Here is a 21,251-nt window from a genome sequence, read left to right on the forward strand (position 1 = left end):
AAATTTCAAAAAAGGGATAGACTTAATTGTTTATCCCTTTTGTTTTTCGAAAAAAGACAATCAAAGAAAGCTTTGTCTCTTTGTCACTCTGTTTCTCTGAACCTAAATCTAAAGCAATTCATAGAAATTTCGTTTTCCAATTTTAATTTTGGTTTCCTTTTTCAACTGAATCAATTCGTACGGATTTGTAATTTTTAAATTATTTACTTGAACAGCACCGCTTTCGATCAGCCTTCTGTTTGCAGATTTTGTAATGTCATTTTTTATAAAAACACAAAGATCAATTAAAGCCATTTGCTCAGATTTATTTTCTAAAGAAGAAATCAAAACAGGAACAAACGATTTTTCCTCAAAGTTTTTGTTCTGAAACTGATTCACGAAAAAATCTTCTGCTTTATCTGCTTTCTTCTCATCATGGTATTGACTGATGATGTTTTTTGCAATTATTTTTTTGATGTTCATTGGGTTTTCTTCTTTCAACCGATTTTTGATTTCTTGTTTTTCTTCTGTAGAAAAATCAGTTGTCAATTCTAAGAATTCCAAAATAAGATCATCAGGAATTGACATTGTTTTACCAAACATTTCATTAGGTTCGTCTGTTAAACCAATGATATTATTGAGCGATTTGCTCATTTTTTCCTTTCCGTCCAATCCTCTCAACAAAGGCATACACATTACGATTTGCGGCGATTTTTTAAAGGTTTCCTGTAATTGTCTTCCCATAGTACAATTAAAAAGCTGATCTGTACCGCCCATTTCAATATCGGCATTAATTTTAACCGAATCAAAACCCTGCAGAATTGGGTACACTAATTCATGCATGGCAATAGGCGTATTTTCAGTAAAACGTTTGTTAAAATCATTTCGCTGCATGAGCTGCGCAACCGTTACGTTTGACATGATCTGAATTATTTCAGAAAAAGAAAGAGAATCGAGCCAGTCAGAATTAAAAACAATCTGCGCTTTCTCTACATCAATGATTTTTGATAATTGAGCAATATAAGTTTCGGCATTGTGCTGTACTTCTTGGGCATTTAGAGGTTTTCTGCTTTTATTTTTTCCGGTTGGGTCGCCAATTCTGGCTGTAAAACTTCCCACCAAAATCACAATTTGATGTCCTAAATCCTGAAATTGCTTTAATTTTTTTAATACAACGGCATGCCCTAAGTGCAAATCAGGCGCAGTAGGATCAAATCCCAGTTTAATAATCAGTTTTCTGTTTTCTTTTTCAGCCTGATTTAATTTTTCTTCCAGACCATTTTCCGGTAAGAAGATGGCGGTGTTTTCTTTAAGTTTTTGAATTGTTTCCATTTTTTTGAAAATAAAAAAGCCCGGGCAAAATGCCCGGGCTTTAAGGTTTATATAATTTATAATACTAATTTACAGTCGTGAATACGTTGAATTATATGCATAGCCTATCCGAGCAGGTATTATTGCATAATAATAAGTGCTGAAAAAAGGAAGGCGTAATATGCTGTTCAAAAATTTCATGACTGCAAAGATAAATTTTTTAATTATGCTATTCAAAAAAACTTATTGCCTCAGAATCTTAGAGGCTTAGTACTTTTAAACTTATTCTAAAACTAAAGCTCCTAAAGCTTCTTTACTGAAACCTTTTAACTGATCTGTTTTTCCTGCTTTAATTTTAGCAACCCAGTTAGGATCAGATAAAAGAGGTCTTCCTACGGCAACCAAATCAAAATCGCCTCTGTCGAAACGTCTGTTTAATTCGTCTAAAGAAGTCGGCTCAGAACTTTCTCCGGCAAAAGCACCAAAGAAATCACCAGATAGACCAACAGAACCTACTGTAATAGTTGGCGCTCCGGTTACTTTTTTAGCCCATCCCGCAAAGTTTAAATCAGATCCTTCAAATTCAGGTTCCCAGAAACGACGCTGCGAAGCGTGAATAATATCAACTCCGGCATCAACAAGAGGAGTAAGCCAAGCTTCTAATTCCTGCGGATTTTCAGCCAGTTTATAATTGTAATCAGAAGGTTTAAATTGAGAAAAACGCATAATTACAGCAAAATCATTTCCTACTTGTTTTCTGATTTCTTTTATAACCTCAATAGCAAAACGATTACGTTCCGGCAGTGTTTTTCCGCCATAAATGTCTTCACGTAAATTCGTTTCGGCTCTAAAAAACTGATCAATTAAATAACCGTGCGCACCGTGAATTTCGATAGTATCAAAACCAAGTCTTTTAGCATCGGCAGCAGCTTTACCAAAAGCAAGAATCGTGTCTTCAATATCTTTTTCAGACATTGCAATTCCGTTTCTAAAATCAGGACGGTTTAATCCAGACGGACCTTCAAATGGAACAGGAGGAACCCAGCCGGAATGATGGTTATCCATAATTCCCATATGCCAGATCTGCGGGCCCATTTTTCCGCCTGCAGCATGAACTTCGTCAATAACTTTTTTCCAGCCGTTTAAAGCCAGGTCGCCATAAAAATGAGGAACATTCGCATCATTAGATGATGATTTTCTGTCGATAACAGTTCCTTCAGATAATATTAAACCAACTTCACCTTCAGCTCTTTTTTGGTAGTAAGCTGCTACATCATCAGTTGGAACTCCGTTTGGAGAAAATGAGCGCGTCATAGGCGCCATTACGATTCGGTTTTTTAAGTTTAACGTTTTTAGGTTAAACGGAGAAAACAGGTTGTTTGTGCTCATAGTAATTTACAAATTAGATTGAATTAATTTACTGAGTGCTTCAAAGGCACCTTCGTTACGTTTATAATAAGTCCATTGCCCAACACGTTTGGCTTCGATAAAACCGGCGCGTTGTAAAATAGACAAGTATTCAGATACTGTAGATTGTGTCAAACCCGCCTTAGCCTGAATTTGACCCACACATACTCCGTGTTCAAATCCGCCGTGTTCGAGCTGGCCGGGAAAGTTTATTTCGGGTTCCTTCAGCCATTCCAGCATTTGCAGTCTGGACTTGTTAGAGAGTGCCTTAAAAATTTCTATATTTTCCATGATGCAAATATATCGACTTTTCCCGATATATCAATTAAGTAAAATGTTTTTAGGATAATTTTATGATAGAGGAGAGAACCATGGAGTAAAAGAATGGAATATTTAATAAAGAAATTTATATTTGTAAACGTTATGATTTAATAATCCCCAAATAATTAAACTTAATAAATTATGAAAAAAACATTACTTGTTTTAGGATTTTTATGCTGTGTAATTACCAGTTCAAAAGCGCAGGTTGTAGGTACTGACATTGGTGATATTGCGCCAGAAATTGATCTTCCTGATACAAAAGGAAACAACGAGGTGCTTTCGTCTTTAAGAGGTTCTTTGACTTTGATCGATTTTTGGGCTTCCTGGTGCGGACCATGTATTAAAGAACAGCCTTTACTGCAAAAATTATACGCAGCTTATCCTGATAAATTTTCTATTTACAGTGTTTCTATGGATACTAAAAAGCCTTTGTGGCTAGCCGCAATTGCCAAAGGAAAATTACCGTGGATACAAGTAAGTGATTTAAAATACTGGAAGTCTCCGGTTGTAGGTGATTACATGCTTCAATCTGTTCCGTTAAATTTTTTAGTAGATAAAAACGGAATTATTATAGCTAAAAATATTCACGGAAAAGAGTTAGAAGATAAGGTTAATAGTCTGCTTGCAATACAATAAATTTATTTCAGATTTTTCTTAATTTTAATTTCGGGTGAAAAGAAAAACTTTGTAAATTTCACATTTAAAAAATTAAATTATGATGCAAAAATCAATCATATTAGTGTGTATTCTAGCTTCGATGTACTGTAATTCACAAACACTTGAAACGGTTTATAAAATGAAATCCGATTATCAAAAATGTTTGAATAAAGGTCAAAATATGCGTAACTGCGCCCTTGAGTATTACAATCAGTCAGATAGCCTGCTAAATGTGTCTTATAAAAATCTTAAGTCTAAGATAAGTTCAAAAGAACAGTCTAAATTAAAGAAAGAACAATTAGAATGGCTTAAAAAACGAGACCAATTCTTTCAGAAAGTATATTCAGATACAAAAAAGCAAGGAAATTTTATTGAAGGAACACAAGACTTTGAAATGATCATTTATGATGAACAGGCAAAATTTGTGTTTGGAAGAGTAAAAGAACTTATAAATAAAGGGTAATTTTTGTTTCAGGTTTCAAGTTTTCTGTAACTATCAATCTTTTTCAAAGTTTGAACTTTTACAAAGATATACCTGAAACCTGAAACAAAAAAAGTAAATATATTATCAGCTTCCTCTCCAAAAGCTATAATATAGGTTTCTTCTAAAGTTTGAAAACATGATATTTAAAAAGCAATTCCGAATTGAAAACCAACTGTAAAAGAGGCAGGATGATCGTTGCCAAAACGAATAGGAAAAGGAATAGCGGCGAAGTAACTGCAATTATCGCTTTTTAGAATCGTTTTATTGATAACGGGAGTTATGCCGTATCTGCCGCTGCTTTCAAAAGCGGCTCTTCCTGCAAAAGTGTAACCGTTTCCAAGAGCAACTAAAACGCCGGGATGGAACAATAAATTAGTTACTTTATCACTGTTACCCTGAACTCTTATGTTAGGTACAACTTCAAAAGAAAAACCTATTTTCTGATTCTTCCAAATATTAATCCCCGTTGGAAAACCTACAGCATAATAATCCCTGAAATTTACGCTTGTTTGTTCACTATTAAAAGTGGCTATGGGATGAAGAATTCCAAAATATCCCGTGATTTTTGGATAAGTGGTTTGAGAAAACAAGTTGAAACTCAAACAAAATAAAGTGATTGCAAAAATGTGTCTGAATGAAATCATGATAGTCTGGTTAATTAAAAAACAAAACTATCAACAATGTCAATTTAGAAATAGAATGCTATTTACCTTTTGTATCTAAATTACTTTTCAGTGCATTTTTTCTATATGAAGAAGGATTTTTTCCTGTTTGAAGCTTAAATATCCTGGTAAAATGACTTTGATCTGAAAAGCCTGTCATGTACGCAATTTCAGTTAAGGTATAATTTGAATTTTGAATTAGATTGATTGCTTTTTCAATTCGCAGTTTTCGTACATATTCGCCAAAATTTAAATCTTCAAAATATTTAGAAAACTCTCTTGATAAATAAGAAGGGTTTAACTCTAAATCGCTTGAAATTTTCTTTAAATCAAAAGTAAACTGTGCATCAATTTGATCCTGAATTATGTTTTTTAATTCTTTAACCCATAAAGGTGTTTTTTGGGTTGTTTTCTTTTCGATTAAAAACTTCTTATATACTTCATGAAGTAAATTTTCGAACGGGCTGTTTTGCAGATGATTTTGCTTATACAAATGTTTTGCCCAGCTGTACAAAGCATCATAAAGTTTTAGTCCGGTTTCTAATAATTCGGTATCGTTTGTAATATTATACGAAAGTCCGGCAGAAATTGCCCAGAGCCCGGCAGCTTCTTTGGCAAGATCATGGCGGTCCGTATCGGCGCCGCGAACAATTTTTGCCATAATTAAAACCGCCGGATCGGCAATTTGATATTTTTTTATAATGTAGTCAAAAGTACATTCTTCATTATAATGTGTAAATTCTACTTCCGGAATATCAAACGGAATTGCATCTAACTTTTTTGCTTTCTCTAGAACTTCATTAAAAGGAACGTAAATAAATTCTGCATCAGCGTCGACAAAGTTTTTGATAAGCCATGGACAGGCTATTCGATCAATTTTAGGTCTTTCGCGCGTGATCCATTTCATTTTTTATGAAAACTTAGAATTAATTGTTTTCTGCAGATGTAATTTTCTTTACGCCGCCAAAATTCGTTTTCATTATTTCTCTAATCTGAAACTGGGTTTTATTTCGGGTTACACTTTTCCATTCGTCAAAATCGTAGATGTGAATTTTATCAGCATACGGATTTGTTACAAAGAAAAGTCTTGATATAGAGAATTTATAATATTTTAATTCATGCGAAATGTGGCGGTCGGGAACGACAATAAGAATCGTATCCCAATCCAGAAAATTCTGGGGTACGTCCTCTCTTTCTGTTAATCCAAGAGATTCAAAAAAGGCAACTATCTTTTGATCATTATTCTTATCGATCTTTTCATCGATACGTTTAATGGTGCTAAGAAGCTTTTTTTCATCTTTAATAACACTCATATAATCTCTGTTTTTTAAATTTTTATATAAAATTACATCAAATCAAAATTATTTTGAAAAGTATAGCCAATAGAATGATTCTAAATTTTTTGAAGTCCGTTTTTAGAAGGGGTATAGGAAGTTATTGTGCAGTTTTTGATAAAATACTATTAAAACAAACCAGTTTAATACTCTATTTTTATCGTTCTAACTTACCTAACCCTGTTTTATGAAAATTGTTTACGTAAAAAGAATTTTTCTGTGTATCCTGTTTTTGGTTTCTGTCCTGGCTTTGGCCCAAAACAAATCAGAGAGGGAATTAATATTGATTGATAACGACTGGCGTTTTTCATTTGGTCATTTATACGATACAGAAAAAGATTTTAAACACGCAGAAGGCTATTTTTCATATTTAACCAAAACCGGATTTGGCGACGGTCCGGCAGCAAAAGATTTTGATGACCGCGCGTGGCGAAAATTAGATCTGCCTCACGATTGGGCAGTCGAACAAGACTTTAGTGAAAGCGGCAGTTTCAGCCACGGATTTAAAACGTCTGGAAAAGGTTTTCCGGAGAAAAGCATTGGCTGGTACCGAAAAAAAATCACTATTCCTGAAACCGATAACGGTAAAATTATTTCAATAAAATTTGATGGTGTTTTTAGAAATTCGAAAGTTTTTTTTAACGGCTATTATCTGGGAACAGAACAGAGCGGATACAATGGTTTTGAATATGATGTATCAGCTTATGTAAATTATGGAGGCGAAAATACGATTGTGGTTCGTGCCGATGCTTCGATGGAAGAAGGCTGGTTTTATGAAGGAGCCGGAATTTACAGACATGTTTATCTGCAGAAAACAAACCCAATTCATATTACACCAAACGGAACTTATGTAACCTCAGAAATTACAAATACTAATGCCGAAATAACTGCCGAAGTTTCTATTGAAAACAAGGGAAATTATAAAGGTTCTCTAGAAATTATTCAGACTGTTTTTGATGCTTCAAACAAAGAAATTGAAGCTGTTTCTGAAAATGTAAAAGCTCCGGAATTTTATAAAACAGACAAGTATATCTCAAAATTACAAGTAAATAATCCGCTTTTATGGGATATTGATTCTCCAAATTTGTATCGTTTAGTAACTCAGATTAAGCAAAACGAAAAAATAATCGACAATTATGAAACGCCTTTTGGAATCAGAACTATTAAGTTTGATCCGGAAAACGGTTTTTTTCTAAACGGAAAACCTGTAAAATTAAAAGGAACCAACAATCATCAGGATCATGCGGGAATTGGAACAGCGCTTCCAAATGAAATTCAGTATTACCGAATTAAAAAGTTAAAAGAAATGGGTTCGAATGCGTATCGCTGTTCGCATCATCCGCCAACACCAGAACTGCTGAAAGCTTGTGATGAACTTGGAATGCTGGTAATTGATGAAACACGTTTAATGGGAATTAACGACTATCATTTGAATGATTTAAAACGAATGATGGAGCGCGACCGAAACCATCCGAGTATTTTTTGCTGGTCGGTTGGAAATGAAGAATGGAATATTGAAGGCAATATTGTGGGCGAACGCGTGACGAATGTAATGCAGGATTTTGCAAAAAGCATCGATCCAACAAGACCTGTAACTGTTGGAATCAGCAGCGGATTTAAAAGCGGCATTTCGTCTGTAGTAGAAATCATGGGGTATAATTATCTTGGTAACGGCGATATTGATGCGCATAGAAATCAGTTTAAAAATCAACCCGGAATGGGAACTGAAGAAGGTTCAACTTTTGCAACACGCGGTATTTATTTTACAGATGACGCCAAACATTACCAAAGTGCTTATGATCGCAAACCGCGTCCCACTTTTTACAGTATTGAAGAAGGCTGGAAGTTTTATGCCGAAAGACCGTATCTGGCCGGAATGTTTATTTGGACAGGTTTTGATTATCGCGGCGAACCAACTCCTTATGGATGGCCTTCGGTAACTTCATATTTCGGAATGATGGATGTATGCGGTTTCCCAAAAGACAATGTGTTTTATTTAAAATCGTGGTGGGGAACGCAGCCAGTTCTGCATATTATGCCGCACTGGAACTGGAGCGGCATGGAAGGAAAAGAAATGGATGTATGGGTGCATTCGAATTGCGATGAAGTAGAACTTTTTCTAAACAAGAAAAGTCTCGGCAAGAAGAAAATGGAGCTAAACAGCCATTTAGAATGGAAAGTAAAATATATGCCCGGAACTCTGGAAGCCATTGGATACAAAAACGGCAAAAAAGTATTAACAGAAATCCAGAAAACGACCGAAAACGCTCAAAACATAAAACTATCTATCGATAAAGAAAACATTCCAAACTCTAAAGTTTTGGTTGTAACGGCAGAAGTTACCGATAAAAACGGATTGCATATTCCAACTTCAAATGAGGAAATTACCTTTTCTATAAAAGGAGGAAAGATTTTAGGAGTAGGAAACGGCGACCCGACTTCTTTAGAAAAAGACCAGTTTATCGATGCTGTTTCGTTAGTTCAAATAACGAATTTTCAGGAGCAAAAAGGATTGACAGCTGATTTGCCTCAGGAATTTCAAAATTATCCTGAAAATGATTGGAAAACAGCCTTTAAAGACCGTGACTATAAAAATCAGGCGCCGTCTTATGTTTATAAAGGAGAATTTGACTTAATAAATAATTCGGCTTTAAATAAGGTGAGCTTTTTTTATAAAAAAATAGGAGTAGAGGCAGTAGTTTTCATCAACGGAAATAAAATAAATCCGAGTTCAGAAGATTCTCAAAAATTTGTTTTAGAATCCAGTATTTTAAAAGAAGGAAAAAACACAATTCATATTGCTGCAACGCCTTTGCAAAAAATAAAAGACTGGGACGTGCTGAATACAGATCCGGGAATTATACAAGTTATAACACCCGCAGAATCCTGGAAAAGAAAACTTTTTAATGGTTATGCGCAAATCATAATTCAAAAAGAAGAAAATGCAGATGAAGTTGTTTTATCGGCTTTCGCCAAAGGATTAAAAACAGGAATTTTGAAGAAATAGATAAAGCCCTGCAGATTTTTAAAATCTGCAGGGAAAAAAATTAATGATCAGAAATTACCATGTTGGTTTTTGGCTTTTTCGATTTGTTCATTACAAATAAAAGAAGGGGCAGCGTTATAACAAAAAACAAACCGACAAGAAAAAAAGCGTCTCTGTAACTTAACAGCGAAGATTGTTTCATTACGATATTTTCCATCAGCTTTAAGGCTTTTGCTCTGGCTTCATTATAAGTAAAACCTCTATATTGAAAGTACTTTATGTAAGCATTTATGCGATCCATAGCGAGAGTATTACTTGGTGTCACCTCTGAAATCAATTCATTTCGATGTGCGGCAAATCGATGAGCCACATAAGTGTTGATGATCGATACACCAAATGAACCGCCCAATTGTCTCATCATATTATTAAGCGCAGCACCTTGCCCGACATCTTTATCCTCTAATGAAGAAACAGCCAGCATAGTAAGCGGTACGGTAAGCAGCGCCATTCCCAAAGCACGAAAAACAAGAGATGCGGCGACTTCGGCGGCGCTTGTGTTTAAAGTCATACCGGACATTCGCCAATTGAAATAGATAAATAACAGAAATCCAGCAGCAATAATAACTACTGGAGAAACGCCTTTCTGCAATAATGTACCGCAGATTTTTAAAGCCAGTAAAGCAAATAATGCACCCGGAAGCAAAAGTAATCCCGTTTGATACGGTGAGAAACTCAATAAACGCTGTGCCACAACCGGACTTATATAAATGGAAATAAACATTCCAAAACCGGTTACAAAAGTCAAAATTGCTGCAATGCTTAATGATTTGCTTTTAAGCACCCGAAGGTTTACGACTGGTTTTTCTATTGTTAATTCCCAATAAATAAAGGTGAGTAAGGTTGTTACTGCAATAATCGTTAGTACAACAATATATTTAGTTTCGAACCAGTCTTCGACTTCGCCTCTTTCTAATACCGTTTGTAAAGCGCCCACTCCTATAGCCAGAAGCGCAATTCCGGTCCAGTCGACTTTGGCAATTTCTGGTTTCACAGTCGGTTCGCGTAAAAGGAAATAACAAGAAATAGTAACCAAAATTCCAATAGGAATATTAATTAAAAAAATCCACGGCCAGTCATAATTTTCAGTAATATACCCGCCAAGTGTCGGGCCAATTGTAGGGCCAATAAAAATTCCGGCTCCAAACAAAGCTCCGGCTGTTGACTGCTTCTCTTTTGGAAAAAGTTCAAATACAACAACCTGTGAGATAGATAATAAAGCACCGCCGCCAATTCCCTGAAAAAATCTAAAAAAGACGAGCATCCAGATATTAGACGAGTGACCGCACATAAAAGAGCAGAATGTAAATAAAACCACTGAGCCAATATAATAATTGCGTCTGCCCAGATTAGCACTTAAAAAACTCGTTATGGGAATAATAATAACATTTGCAATGGCATAAGCAGTAATTACCCACGAAGTATCTTCGAGAGTAGCACCCAGATTACCGCTCATGTGCGAAAGCGCCACATTTACGATAGAAATATCAATCAGTTCCATAATGGCAGCAAGAATGACGGTAATAATGAGCAGGTTTCGGTTTAAAGGTGTCATAGAAATATTTTATACCAATTGGTATATTTTTGTTCAAAAAAAAGACGATGAAAATCAGGTGCTTTTAGGAAAGCACCTTTTTTACAACATTTGTTTTAAATAAGTTAGAAGTCGCTCTTGCAATTAATCGAGTTTGATCAGCATTCCAAATTTCGCATTGTGCATTCACCATTTGTCTTCCTTTTTTAATGATTAATGTTTTCGCAAGAATAGTATCGCCAACATGTGCGGGAGCAAAATAATCAACAACAAGATTTATGGTAGTATAAAAGGTTTCTTCATTTAAAGAAAACATCGTAGCACCAATACAATCATCCGCAATTGCAGCTGTAACACCTCCATGCAGACTTTGAATTGGATTTGACATTTCTTCCCTAATCATATATTTAAAAGTTACGGTTCCTTCTTCAGCCGCTAACACAATTGGTCTCATCCAAAGCATAAAAGGGGAAGGAGAAGCAGTAAATTCTCGATTTATGTGATCCTGTAATACTTGTAATCTTGTTTTTGTTTCCATTTTAGTTTTAATATTAGATTTTATAATTATACCAATCGGTATATTTTTAGATAAAAAAATTATTCTAAGTCTTCGATAATTTTTGTGACAGAAAGCATAATATCAGCCAGAGTTGACAGGTTTCCGGTAATTTTAGCAATCATAACAGCTCCTTCAATCATAGCAATAATAGTTAAAGCTGTTTTTTCGGGATCGATAGATTGGGCTTTAAATTCTCCCAAAAGGATTCCTTGTTCAATAAAATAAACCAATTGCTCTTTCCAGGATAAAATAACACGTTCTACTTTTTTCTTCAGGACTGGGTGTGTGTCATCAGCTTCTGTGGCAGTATTAATAATTGGGCATCCGCCTTGTGTTACTCTTAAATCGTAGTAATCAGAATAAAGACGAGGATAAACCAATAGTTTGCCCTTAAAGGTTTTTTCTTTTTCAATTTCTCTTGCAAAAATATCATGCAGTTTTTTGACATTAAATCGAAAAGCTGCTAAAGCCACTTCATCTTTATTGGCAAAATTACCGTAAATGCTTCCTTTGGTTAATCCGGTAGCCTCAGTAATATCGCTCATAGACGTACCGCTGTAGCCTTTCATGTTAAAGATAGGAGCGGTTTTCTCGATTATAAATTGCTTGGTTCTTTGGGCTTTACTCATAATATATCAAAATAACGAAGCAAATATATACCGATTGGTATAATTAAAAAAGCTTTTAACGTAATTTTTTCTAACTATAGAATATTAACGAAAAGAGACAAGAAAATACTACTTTGCATCTTCGCGCCTTTGCGAGATTATTTCGCCCAGCAAAAATAAATTTAGCCAAACCTTGGTGTGCTTTGTAATTGAAACAAAAATATTGTTTGATTTTCATAACTTTGCAAAATGAATAATCAAACAGAAACTCAGAGTTGCGATTTTTCTTCAGATTTAAAAATGAAGGGATTTAAAGTGTATCCTATAAATGGGGATTTTAGTAAAGTTCCCGTTTACAGTCGAAGAGACTTTTATAAAATCTGCATCAATACCAGCAAAAGTATCATACAATATGCTGACCGAGGAATAGAAACCGACGGAACGATTTTGTTTTTTGGTAATCCTATAATTCCTTATTCCTGGGAAACTGTTTCAGAGACTTACGAAGGTTATGCGTGTGTTTTTACGGAAGAATTTTTGAAAGCAAAAGACAGATCAGAAACGCTTCATGAATCGCCTTTGTTTAAAATAGGAGGAACGCCAATTTTTTCTTTAAATGCTGAACAAAAGCTGTTTGTAGATTCTTTATTTCAAAAAATGATTAAAGAATATGAAACGGATTATGTTTTTAAAGACGATTTAATGCGCAGTTATGTCAACCTGATTATTCATGAATCAATGAAAATGCAGCCTTCTGAAAATTTCTTTAAACATAAAAATGCTTCTTCAAGAATTACTTCTTTGTTTTTGGAATTATTAGAAAGACAATTTCCTATAGAAACCAAAAACGAACCTTTGGCTTTAAAAACGCCTCAGGATTATGCGCAAAGTCTTGCTGTGCATGTTAATCATTTAAATCGTTCTGTAAAAGAAGTTACAGGAAAACCAACAACGGCGCACATTACAGAGCGAATTATAAACGAAGCAAAAGCATTATTACAGCATACGGACTGGAGTATTTCGGATATTGGATATTCGCTTGGGTTTGAATATCCGAGTTATTTTAATAATTACTTTAAAAGACTTACCGGAACTGTTCCAAAATCGCTTCGAATGTAAAATTGTTTCAAATTCATAATTTTTTGTTTGAATATTGTTATTTCAGGAAAGTATTCGCGTAGTACTTTTGTCTTGAAATTCAGTATTAATCATTTATCAGTTTTTAACAGACTAAATAAATACTTCATAAAGCGCATTCTAGCTTTCTTAAATTTAGTTTTCTGATTCTGATAAATTTCAAACAATAAATTTATGGAAGCATTAGACAATCTATATAATGGTGTCATTTTCCCTAAAGGAGATTTAGCACCTTCAGAATATTTTACAGGAAAAGCATGGGTTAAAATGTTAGTTCCCAATGATGAGGTTCTTAATACCGCTGTTGGAAACGTTGTTTTTGAACCCGGCGCAAGAAACAACTGGCATACACATCCCGGCGGACAAATTTTAATCGTTACTCACGGAACAGGATATTATCAGGAAGCGGGAAAACCAATCCAGTTATTGCAGGCTGGAGATGTTGTAAACATTCAGCCCGAAATAAAACACTGGCACGGCGCTTCGCCAGAAAGTGAATTTACACATATCGCCATCAGTACAAATACACAAACGGGAATTGTAGACTGGCTTGAGCCGGTAACTGATGAAGAATACAATAGTTTTAAATAAAATCAATCTCAAAAAATAAATTAAAAATTATGTCTAAGAATTATTCAGCCGTTATCGAAGAAGGAAAAGTCCCGAATACATATATGACGGGTGACGTTTCCTATAAAAAACAAAGCAGTGACATTCATCCGGAAAACACTGTAATTAAGGAAGTGACTTTTGAGCCTTGCTCAAGAAGTAATTGGCATAGTAACGCTAGTCTGCACATGCTGATTGCAAAAGAAGGAACGGGGTATTATCAGGAAAGAGGAAGCGCAGTCAGAATGCTTAAAAAAGATGAGGTAGTTACCATTTTGCCTGGAGTAGAACATTGGTACGGAGCAACTCCGTTTGAAAAATTCTCTTATGTTGCCATTATCACAGAGATTGATAAAGGCCACGGAGTCTGGTTAGAAAAAGTAACTGATGGAGAATATTTTCTATTAAGCAGTCATTAATATAGCTTCTAAGCAGCTAAGGTTCTAAGAAAAAAACTTAGAACCTTAGAATCTCAGTACCTCATTAACTAAAAAATAAAACAAAACCCCTTAAGCAATTCAACTCTTAAGGGGTTTTTTAGCAAAGTTTGAGTTCTAGACGATCCAATAATAGGATCATAGAATCTCAGAATCTTAGCGTCTTAAAAAAATAAATAATAACCAATTAAATTTATTTTACTTTTTGTCAAGGTTTTGTTTCAGCAATTTAGCATGCTCTAAATGTGAAGTTAAACCCGCAATATTGTTTGTTGCCCACAATTTTACATCTTCGTCATGAGCGTCTTTAGCCGCTTTTTGAAGTTTGTCAATTGCTTTTTGGTGGCCGTCGATCATCATATCGGCGAATTTTTTATCAAAATCCAAACCTGATTTCTCGTTTAGTTTTTTATATTCTTCCTGACCTTCTTCAGTTAGTGAAGTTGGCAGAGTAAAGTTTTTTGCTTTTGCTAAGGCACTTACTTCAGATGCCGATTTTGTGTGCTCGTCAACCAGCATTTTTCCGAATTTTTTCACTTCTGCATTTGTTCCTTTTTGCTGCGCCAGTTTTCCAATTTCGATTTCAGCTAAATTAATTTCGGCCTGATCTACTAAAAATTCCGAATCATCTTCTTTGCTGTCAATAGAGTCAAATTTGGCTTCATTAGCATCTTCTGCAACTTCTTTTGGGTCTTCTTGTTTTGTTTCATTTTTGCAAGACTGCAAGAATATAATAATAAGTCCCGCTCCTAAAATTGCTTTACCGGCTAATAGTAACTTTTTCATGATTTTATAGTTTAAATGTTATAATGTAAAATTATTTAGAACTTACAGGAATACCTTACAGGATTTTTAGAGATTGTTATATGATTTGGATGCAAAGAAATATTCGATCATTTTTTAACCTTGTAAATATTATATATTTGTTTTTTAAAGAGAAGAAATAATAATAATTTAAGACTTAGAATGTATATCACCTCAGAGTTTAGAAAAATATTAGGTATAAGAATAATAATGGGTTTGTTTTTATTTGTAATTACGCTGTCGTATGTTGTGTATAATGGTTTTTCAACTTCCGAAATAAATCCATTAATAGTAATGGCATATATGGTTTTGTTTTTTTTAGTTTATTGTTTTCCGGATTTGTTCAAGATTTTTAAACTGACTATTACAGAAGAAGGAATAGAAAAAACAATGGTAATTACAGGTGTAAAACAGTTTATTCCTTTTGATAATATACAATATATTAAAAAAGGAAAAGTTAAACTTAGAAGCAAAACAGGGGATATATCAGATGGTTATTATTTTACTACATTAATATTAGAAAATAAAAAGAGTCTGATAATTTCTCCAGATCATTTTGAAAATTATAAAATTTTGATAACTAATATTGAGGATAATTTTAAATAGCTGTCAGTGGCAGAATAAAAACAATTAAAAAAAACAAAAATCCCATTCGTTTTTGCGAATGGGATTTTTGTTTTTTTAATGTGATAATTGTCAATAATCTTTGTTGACCTGCCTGCGAAGATTTACTTTGTCTGTTCGCGATCGCTCGAGTCTCCTTCGTCGAAATGACAAGATCGCTTATAATCTATAATCTAAACTCTACAATCTAAAATCTGCAATCTAAGCTGTACAATCTTAATTATGAAAGTTATAAGCAAAATTGTATAACGGAAAAATCCTTCTTTTTGAGGAATTTTGAAATACCATACAAGATAAATCAATAACTAAAATTTTTAAGTCATGCCAGATCCAAGAATTAAAAACGAAGCCCAATACGAAGCTCTTGTTAAAAAAGGGTACAGTAAAGAAAAATCGGCACGTATTGCTAATACGCCGGATGCAGGAGAAAAAGGCGGTAAAGCTAAGCCTTATGAAGAATGGACAAAAGAAGAACTTTACGAGCAAGCCAAAAAAGTGGGGATTTCTGGACGTTCATATATGAACAAAAAAAGCCTGATAAAATCTTTAAGAACGAATTAAAATAAAATGCTTTTTGATAGTTATTGGCATTCGCAGATTCTCACAGATTGTGTGGGAAGAATAATGAGACAAGAAAAATCTTTTGAATCTGTGAATCCCAATAACAATTAACAGCAGCAAAAAAAAATAAAAACGACCATGAATACTGCCAGAACTCAAAAACTAATGAACCAGCTTATTAAAACACCTCATTTGGTGCTGGAAAAGCTAGAATTAGTTTACGTAAACAATCAAAATTTGCCTATTGAAAGATGTCAGGGAGAAGATGGTTTTATTTATAAAAAAAACGGACGCTGTATTAAGCAGAAAAGCGAAATAAAGCGTTTTAACAGTTTGGTTTTACCGCCGGCCTGGGTAAATGTAAAAATCACCGATTTATCAAACGGGCATTTGCAAGCTGTAGGTTTAGATGTTAAAAACAGAAAACAGTACAGATATCATCCAAAATGGAACTTAATCCGTAATCAAACCAAGTTTTACAAAATCGCAGAATTCGGACAAAAGCTTCCCTCTATACGAAAACAAGTTGATATTGATTTAGAACAAAAAGAATGGTCGAAAGAAAAAGTAATTGCACTCGTGATCAGGTTAATGGAAGAAACCCACATCCGAATTGGAAATGAAAAGTACGCCAAAGACAATAAATCATACGGGCTTTCGACTTTGCGAAAAAGACACATCAATATCAATAAAAATTCCCTTCGTTTTGAATTCATCGGCAAAAAAGGAAAACAGCACACCATTACCACAAGAAACAAACAGCTGATTAAACTGGTAAGCCGATGTGAAGAAATTCCGGGCTGGGAAGTTTTTAAATATTACGATAAAAACGGCGAAAGAAGAGTTTTAGACAGTCACATGGTAAATGAATATCTGCACGCTATTTCGGGCGAATATTTTAGTGCCAAAGACTTTAGAACTTGGGCAGCCTCAATTATATTCTTTGAAAATTTGATGGAACTCGGTATTGCATCAGACGAAAAAGAAATCAAAAAAAATATTATTACAGCTTATGATGCCACTGCTGAGGCATTGGGAAACACCAGAAATGTCTGCAAAAATTATTACGTTCATCCGCTGCTGGTTTCGACATATGAAGATGGTTCGATTGAGCCGTATTTTGATAAAGTTAAAAAGAGCCGAAGCAATAAAAAATACTTCTCAAGAAGTGAAAGCGTATTTGCAGAATTAATTGAAAATTATCAGGTCAGTTTGTTGTAGTTAGAAAAAATAGAGTTAATGCATCTTCTTAAAAAGCATGAATTTGAGTAAAAACAAAATCGTTATTAACTAAAATCTATTATTATGTTACGTTGGACAGTCATATTTATTATTCTGGCAATTATTGCAGGAATATTTGGTTTTGGTGGTATTGCCGCCGGAGCCGCTAGTATAGCAAAAATTTTATTTTTCATATTCTTAGTGTTATTTATTATCTCGCTAATAAGCGGACGAAGAAGTGTGTAACACGAAGAATTCAGTAAAATAAGAACGAAATTAAAACGGCACATATATCTCGGTAAATGTGTCGTTTATCTTTTTAAAATATAAAATTATGGGAACTAAAAGCGGTGCTTACCAAGATGTTTATATCAAAAGAGAAGATGAAATGGTAAGCTTGAAAAATGATGTAACAGATTTTTGCGAAAAATACATCAAACCTGTTCATCCTGAAAATTGGGACTGGTCGATACGAGATTTCGAAAATCCTGAAAACGACCCTACAACTGCCGAAGCCAGAGCTGTGGCAAATGTGGTTTACAAAGATTTGCTCGACAGCAAACATACACAAGTCGATCTTTCGACGATGAATAATGTTGATGCCATAAAATCCTATTTGAATCCACAAAGCAAATATGCCGATTTTAATATGGAAGAATTTGCTTTTGCTTTAAAAGTAGAACTCGAACACGGTAAAATAAAAGACGTAAACGTAACCAATAACCATCCGTTTTTAACGGCAATGATTGCATTAGCACACATGACGGAAAGTTTGACCTATTACAAACGACTAAAAGTAATGGAGGCGGAAGGTGAGATTTACGAGATCATGCGAAAAATAGAAAATTCAAAAACCGGAAAAGAGGAATGGTACAAAGAATTGAGCAAAGCCGAAAAGGAATTAAGTGAAGCCAGAATCGGTTTAGTGGAACGTTTACAAAAAATGGATGATATTCCGGTGTTAGAAAAAATTGGTGATTAGCATTCAAATCGCATAAAAAAGCCGTTAAGTTTCAATTCTTAACGGCTTTTTTATTTCAGTTTCCTGAAAAATTACAATCTTCTTTTGTCTTCTTCTGTGTAATCATCGTCTTCCTGAACATCATCTTCAACATAATCATTGTTTTCGTCTTCTTCGTCCTCTTCATCGTCAATGTCTTCAAGATCATCTTCAGTTTCGTTAAAATCGTTTTCAAAAGTATCAGCCGGATTATCAAATTCGTCATTTTCTACTTGTTCATCAAGATCTTCTTCGATGTATTCTTCTTCATCTTCTTCATCTTCATCATCAAGGTCATTTTCATCTTCTAAGACAACTTCATAGATAGTGTCATTATTATCTTCAAGATCTCTGTCTTTATGGAAGTCATCATCTAAATCATCCAAATCGTCGTCGTAGAGCTCCGATCTCTCATCGGGATTAGGTTTGTTAGGGTTGTGCCCATTTCGTACCGTAAAACCGCGCTCTGCGTCTTCTGCGGGATTGTTTTGAGTTTCGCGAGTATTTAAATCGTAAAGTTCCTCATTCATTACCGTATTTCTTTCCTCGGTATTTGGACTTCCCGGATCTCTGGGAAAAGTGCTGTTTGTTTTATCTGTAGTATTCATGATGTTTTATTTTAAATAGTTATAGATACAAATCTAATTCTGAATGTTAAAGATTTTCTTATAGAATTGTCTGATGTAATTGTATAATTAACAGATGTTTAGAATGAAATTTAATTTGCAAATAGTATAACCCTGCAGATAATAACGGCACTAATTTTACAATATTAATTATTAAAAAATTATACCATGAAAACTACACAAAACAAGAAGGAAACCAAGTCAAAAAATACAACGACAAAGGAAACTGTAAAAAAAGGGGTTACAAAACCAAAATCTAACGCAGCCGCGGGCTTGTCAGAATTATTTGAAGACGGGCTAAAAGATATTTACTGGGCAGAGAAAGCGCTCACAAAAGCATTACCGGCAATGGCAAAAAATGCAACATCGCCAGAATTGATCGATGCAATCAATAATCACTTAACCGAAACTGAGGAACAAATAACTCGTTTAGAAAAAGTTTTTGATTTAATTGGAAAAAAAGCAACGGCTAAAAAATGCGATGCAATGGAAGGTTTAATCGAAGAAGGAAAAGGAATTCTGGAAGAAACAGAAATAGGAGTAGTTCGTGATGCCGGAATTATTGCGGCAAGCCAAAAAATAGAACACTACGAAATCGCAACGTATGGAACTTTAAGACAGTTTGCCGAAACGCTGGGTTATACTGAAGCTGTTACTTTACTGGAACAAACACTGGATGAAGAAAAAGGAGCCGATAAATTATTGACAGAAGTTGCTGTAAACGCTGTAAATCTTGAAGCTGCAGAAGTAGAAATGGAAGAATAACAACCTTCTTACCACATCAAAAGTGCAGTTTAAAAGACTGCACTTTTTTTTCATTAAAAATTTAAAACGAAAGTTATGCCCGAAGGTCCGTCCATATTGATTTTAAAAGAAGAAGTACAGCAGTTTGCAGGTAAAAGGATAATTGAAGTTTCTGGAAACGCCAGTATTGATCTGGAACGTTTACAAGATAAAACGATCTTATCTTTTAAAACCTGGGGAAAGCATTTTTTAATTTGTTTCGATGATTTTACAATAAGAATTCATTTAATGATGTTTGGAACGTACAGAATCAACGAAAAAAAAGAAACTGCACCAAGGTTGCATTTGGGATTTTCTAACGGAGAAATCAACTTTTATACCTGTTCCATAAAAGTTTTAGAAGGTGCTGTAGATCAATATTACGATTGGAGCGAAGATGTTTTAAACGAAAACTGGAATCCCAAAAAAGCAAAAATACGCCTTGATAAAATTCCAAATGAAAAAATATGCGATGCGATTTTAGATCAAAATATATTTTCGGGAGTAGGGAATATTATTAAAAACGAAGTTTTATACCGATGTTTTGTTCACCCGGAATCTTTGGTTGGAAAAATACCGCCAGAGAAGATCGACGAACTTATAGCCGAATGTTCGATTTACAGTTTTGAATTTTTGTATTGGAAAAAGAAATTTGAACTCAAAAAACACTGGCTTGCATATTCTCAAAAAGAATGTAAAAGATGCAGTTTACCGATGATAAAAAAACCGACAGGGAAGAAAAAACGCCGTAGTTTTTTCTGTACCAACTGCCAACAACTTCACTCATGAAAAATAAAATATTAATAGGATGTTCAAGCTATAATAATCGGTATTGGAAGGGAATTTTCTACCCTGACAATCTGACAGATAGTGGTATGTTTGAGTTTTATTACCAGCACTTTAACACGTATGAGTTCAATGGAAGCTTTTATAGGTTTCCAACGCTTAAAGTTTTTACAAACTGGTATAATAAATCGCCGGAAGAGTTCCTTTTTTCGGTAAAAGCGCCCAAAGAAATCACACATATTAAACAATTTTCAGACTGTGAAAATCTGATTTCAGAATTTTATAATGTCTGTAAAATGGGTTTAAAAGAAAAGCTCGCTTGTGTATTATTTCAGTTTCCGCCAAGCTATTATTTTACTTTGGAAAGATTACATCATATTATTAAAAATTTAGATTTAAAATTTCAAAATGTAATCGAATTTCGACATGAATCCTGGTGGAATGACACCGTTTGGGATGCTTTTTTAGAAAATAATATTACGTTTTGCAGTGTAAGCCACCCGCAGTTACCACAAACAATTTTTAAAAATTTTCCGCTGGTTTATATTCGTTTACACGGAACTCCAAAAATGTTTTACTCCAGCTATCCACTTCAAGAATTACTTCATATAAGAGATGAAACTCATTTAGAATCAGGATTTATATATTTTAATAATACTGCAAGTGAAGCAGGGATTTTAAATGCTTTAGAATTGAAAAATTTAATTTGAAGATAGATTTAACTGTAAAGTTTTTTAACCGCAAAGAGCGCAAAGGTTTACATA

The 21,251-nt window shown here is 34.2% G+C and carries 25 protein-coding genes; 14 read left to right on the plus strand and 11 right to left on the minus strand.

Annotation, left to right across the window (positions count from 1 at the left end; all coding sequences use genetic code 11):
- Positions 1 to 108: 108 nt before the first annotated feature.
- From tyrS to PQ462_RS08990, 3 genes are all read right to left on the minus strand, one after another.
- Positions 109 to 1,311 carry a tyrosine--tRNA ligase gene (gene tyrS / locus PQ462_RS08980; RefSeq protein WP_274253183.1) on the minus strand — a complete coding sequence of 401 codons (1,203 nt, stop codon included), beginning with the start codon at positions 1,309 to 1,311 and terminating at the stop codon, positions 109 to 111.
- A gap of 261 nt (positions 1,312 to 1,572) precedes the next feature.
- Positions 1,573 to 2,679 (minus strand): NADH:flavin oxidoreductase, encoded by a 1,107-nt coding sequence (locus tag PQ462_RS08985; protein ID WP_274253184.1) that lies wholly within the window; start codon positions 2,677 to 2,679, stop codon positions 1,573 to 1,575.
- 6 nt (positions 2,680 to 2,685) lie between these two features.
- The gene (locus PQ462_RS08990) at positions 2,686 to 2,988 is read right to left on the minus strand and encodes an ArsR/SmtB family transcription factor (RefSeq protein WP_012025367.1); all 303 of its coding nucleotides are present in this window, start codon (positions 2,986 to 2,988) and stop codon (positions 2,686 to 2,688) included.
- A 171-nt stretch (positions 2,989 to 3,159) separates the two neighbouring features.
- On the opposite strand from PQ462_RS08990, the gene PQ462_RS08995 reads away from it, so the two are divergent.
- Together PQ462_RS08995 and PQ462_RS09000 are read left to right on the plus strand one after the other, a co-directional pair.
- Entirely contained in the window at positions 3,160 to 3,654 is a 495-nt protein-coding gene (locus PQ462_RS08995) for a TlpA family protein disulfide reductase (protein WP_012025366.1), read from the plus strand.
- Between the two features lie 79 nt (positions 3,655 to 3,733).
- Entirely contained in the window at positions 3,734 to 4,138 is a 405-nt protein-coding gene (locus tag PQ462_RS09000; protein WP_274253185.1) for a lysozyme inhibitor LprI family protein, read from the plus strand.
- A 164-nt stretch (positions 4,139 to 4,302) separates the two neighbouring features.
- Here the strand turns inward: PQ462_RS09000 and PQ462_RS09005 are convergent, their stop codons facing one another.
- From PQ462_RS09005 to PQ462_RS09015, 3 genes are read right to left on the minus strand one after another with little or no spacing between them, the layout of a single operon-like run.
- Complete coding sequence (locus tag PQ462_RS09005; RefSeq protein ID WP_012025364.1) at positions 4,303 to 4,803, minus strand: hypothetical protein; 501 nt, start codon at positions 4,801 to 4,803, stop codon at positions 4,303 to 4,305.
- Positions 4,804 to 4,861: 58 nt separating this feature from the next.
- Positions 4,862 to 5,728, minus strand: a complete 867-nt coding sequence (locus PQ462_RS09010) for a chromate resistance protein ChrB domain-containing protein (RefSeq protein ID WP_274253187.1) — start codon at positions 5,726 to 5,728, stop codon at positions 4,862 to 4,864.
- Positions 5,729 to 5,747: 19 nt separating this feature from the next.
- Positions 5,748 to 6,134 carry a hypothetical protein gene (locus PQ462_RS09015; protein ID WP_149207655.1) on the minus strand — a complete coding sequence of 129 codons (387 nt, stop codon included), beginning with the start codon at positions 6,132 to 6,134 and terminating at the stop codon, positions 5,748 to 5,750.
- A 208-nt stretch (positions 6,135 to 6,342) separates the two neighbouring features.
- Between PQ462_RS09015 and galA the strand changes: the two genes are divergently transcribed.
- Positions 6,343 to 9,162 (plus strand): beta-galactosidase GalA, encoded by a 2,820-nt coding sequence (galA, locus tag PQ462_RS09020; RefSeq protein WP_274253188.1) that lies wholly within the window; start codon positions 6,343 to 6,345, stop codon positions 9,160 to 9,162.
- A 40-nt stretch (positions 9,163 to 9,202) separates the two neighbouring features.
- Here galA and PQ462_RS09025 read toward each other — a convergent pair whose 3' ends face one another.
- From PQ462_RS09025 to PQ462_RS09035, 3 genes are all read right to left on the minus strand, one after another.
- Positions 9,203 to 10,753 (minus strand): DHA2 family efflux MFS transporter permease subunit, encoded by a 1,551-nt coding sequence (locus PQ462_RS09025; protein ID WP_274253189.1) that lies wholly within the window; start codon positions 10,751 to 10,753, stop codon positions 9,203 to 9,205.
- Between the two features lie 64 nt (positions 10,754 to 10,817).
- Positions 10,818 to 11,270, minus strand: a complete 453-nt coding sequence (locus tag PQ462_RS09030) for a PaaI family thioesterase (RefSeq protein ID WP_274253190.1) — start codon at positions 11,268 to 11,270, stop codon at positions 10,818 to 10,820.
- Between the two features lie 59 nt (positions 11,271 to 11,329).
- Positions 11,330 to 11,920 carry a TetR/AcrR family transcriptional regulator gene (locus PQ462_RS09035; RefSeq protein ID WP_073409275.1) on the minus strand — a complete coding sequence of 197 codons (591 nt, stop codon included), beginning with the start codon at positions 11,918 to 11,920 and terminating at the stop codon, positions 11,330 to 11,332.
- A gap of 228 nt (positions 11,921 to 12,148) precedes the next feature.
- On the opposite strand from PQ462_RS09035, the gene PQ462_RS09040 reads away from it, so the two are divergent.
- From PQ462_RS09040 to PQ462_RS09050, 3 genes are all read left to right on the plus strand, one after another.
- Positions 12,149 to 13,018 (plus strand): helix-turn-helix domain-containing protein, encoded by an 870-nt coding sequence (locus PQ462_RS09040; protein WP_121361538.1) that lies wholly within the window; start codon positions 12,149 to 12,151, stop codon positions 13,016 to 13,018.
- Between the two features lie 192 nt (positions 13,019 to 13,210).
- Entirely contained in the window at positions 13,211 to 13,627 is a 417-nt protein-coding gene (locus PQ462_RS09045; protein ID WP_012025356.1) for a (R)-mandelonitrile lyase, read from the plus strand.
- A gap of 29 nt (positions 13,628 to 13,656) precedes the next feature.
- The gene (locus PQ462_RS09050) at positions 13,657 to 14,064 is read left to right on the plus strand and encodes a cupin domain-containing protein (protein WP_012025355.1); all 408 of its coding nucleotides are present in this window, start codon (positions 13,657 to 13,659) and stop codon (positions 14,062 to 14,064) included.
- A 216-nt stretch (positions 14,065 to 14,280) separates the two neighbouring features.
- Here PQ462_RS09050 and PQ462_RS09055 read toward each other — a convergent pair whose 3' ends face one another.
- On the minus strand, positions 14,281 to 14,868 hold the full coding sequence (locus PQ462_RS09055) for a DUF4142 domain-containing protein (RefSeq protein WP_274253191.1): 588 nt from the start codon (positions 14,866 to 14,868) through the stop codon (positions 14,281 to 14,283).
- A 180-nt stretch (positions 14,869 to 15,048) separates the two neighbouring features.
- On the opposite strand from PQ462_RS09055, the gene PQ462_RS09060 reads away from it, so the two are divergent.
- The 5 genes from PQ462_RS09060 (at position 15,049) to PQ462_RS09080 (ending at position 18,274) form a co-directional block, all read left to right on the plus strand.
- The gene (locus PQ462_RS09060) at positions 15,049 to 15,492 is read left to right on the plus strand and encodes a hypothetical protein (protein WP_274253192.1); all 444 of its coding nucleotides are present in this window, start codon (positions 15,049 to 15,051) and stop codon (positions 15,490 to 15,492) included.
- A gap of 339 nt (positions 15,493 to 15,831) precedes the next feature.
- On the plus strand, positions 15,832 to 16,071 hold the full coding sequence (locus PQ462_RS09065; RefSeq protein ID WP_012025352.1) for a DUF7218 family protein: 240 nt from the start codon (positions 15,832 to 15,834) through the stop codon (positions 16,069 to 16,071).
- A gap of 138 nt (positions 16,072 to 16,209) precedes the next feature.
- Positions 16,210 to 17,292, plus strand: coding sequence for a DNA topoisomerase IB (locus PQ462_RS09070; protein WP_121361534.1), 1,083 nt, complete (start codon positions 16,210 to 16,212; stop codon positions 17,290 to 17,292).
- A gap of 84 nt (positions 17,293 to 17,376) precedes the next feature.
- The gene (locus tag PQ462_RS09075; RefSeq protein ID WP_035644678.1) at positions 17,377 to 17,538 is read left to right on the plus strand and encodes a DUF1328 family protein; all 162 of its coding nucleotides are present in this window, start codon (positions 17,377 to 17,379) and stop codon (positions 17,536 to 17,538) included.
- Between the two features lie 88 nt (positions 17,539 to 17,626).
- Complete coding sequence (locus PQ462_RS09080) at positions 17,627 to 18,274, plus strand: DUF5661 family protein (RefSeq protein WP_121361533.1); 648 nt, start codon at positions 17,627 to 17,629, stop codon at positions 18,272 to 18,274.
- 71 nt (positions 18,275 to 18,345) lie between these two features.
- On the opposite strand, the gene PQ462_RS09085 is transcribed toward PQ462_RS09080, so the two are convergent.
- A complete protein-coding gene (locus tag PQ462_RS09085; RefSeq protein ID WP_274253194.1) occupies positions 18,346 to 18,900 on the minus strand; it encodes a hypothetical protein in 555 nt (184 codons plus the stop codon).
- Between the two features lie 186 nt (positions 18,901 to 19,086).
- Here PQ462_RS09085 and PQ462_RS09090 point away from each other — a divergent pair, with 186 nt between their 5' ends.
- From PQ462_RS09090 to PQ462_RS09100, 3 genes are all read left to right on the plus strand, one after another.
- Positions 19,087 to 19,683 carry a YciE/YciF ferroxidase family protein gene (locus tag PQ462_RS09090; protein WP_012025348.1) on the plus strand — a complete coding sequence of 199 codons (597 nt, stop codon included), beginning with the start codon at positions 19,087 to 19,089 and terminating at the stop codon, positions 19,681 to 19,683.
- Positions 19,684 to 19,758: 75 nt separating this feature from the next.
- Positions 19,759 to 20,490 (plus strand): DNA-formamidopyrimidine glycosylase family protein, encoded by a 732-nt coding sequence (locus PQ462_RS09095; RefSeq protein ID WP_274253195.1) that lies wholly within the window; start codon positions 19,759 to 19,761, stop codon positions 20,488 to 20,490.
- Positions 20,487 to 21,197: a DUF72 domain-containing protein gene (locus tag PQ462_RS09100; RefSeq protein ID WP_274253196.1), complete on the plus strand. Its 711-nt coding sequence runs from the start codon at positions 20,487 to 20,489 to the stop codon at positions 21,195 to 21,197. Before PQ462_RS09095 ends, PQ462_RS09100 begins: the two co-directional genes overlap by 4 nt.
- The last annotated feature ends 54 nt before the right edge of the window (positions 21,198 to 21,251 follow it).

Source organism: Flavobacterium sp. KACC 22758 (assembly GCF_028736135.1).
GTDB classification, from domain to species: domain Bacteria; phylum Bacteroidota; class Bacteroidia; order Flavobacteriales; family Flavobacteriaceae; genus Flavobacterium; species Flavobacterium johnsoniae.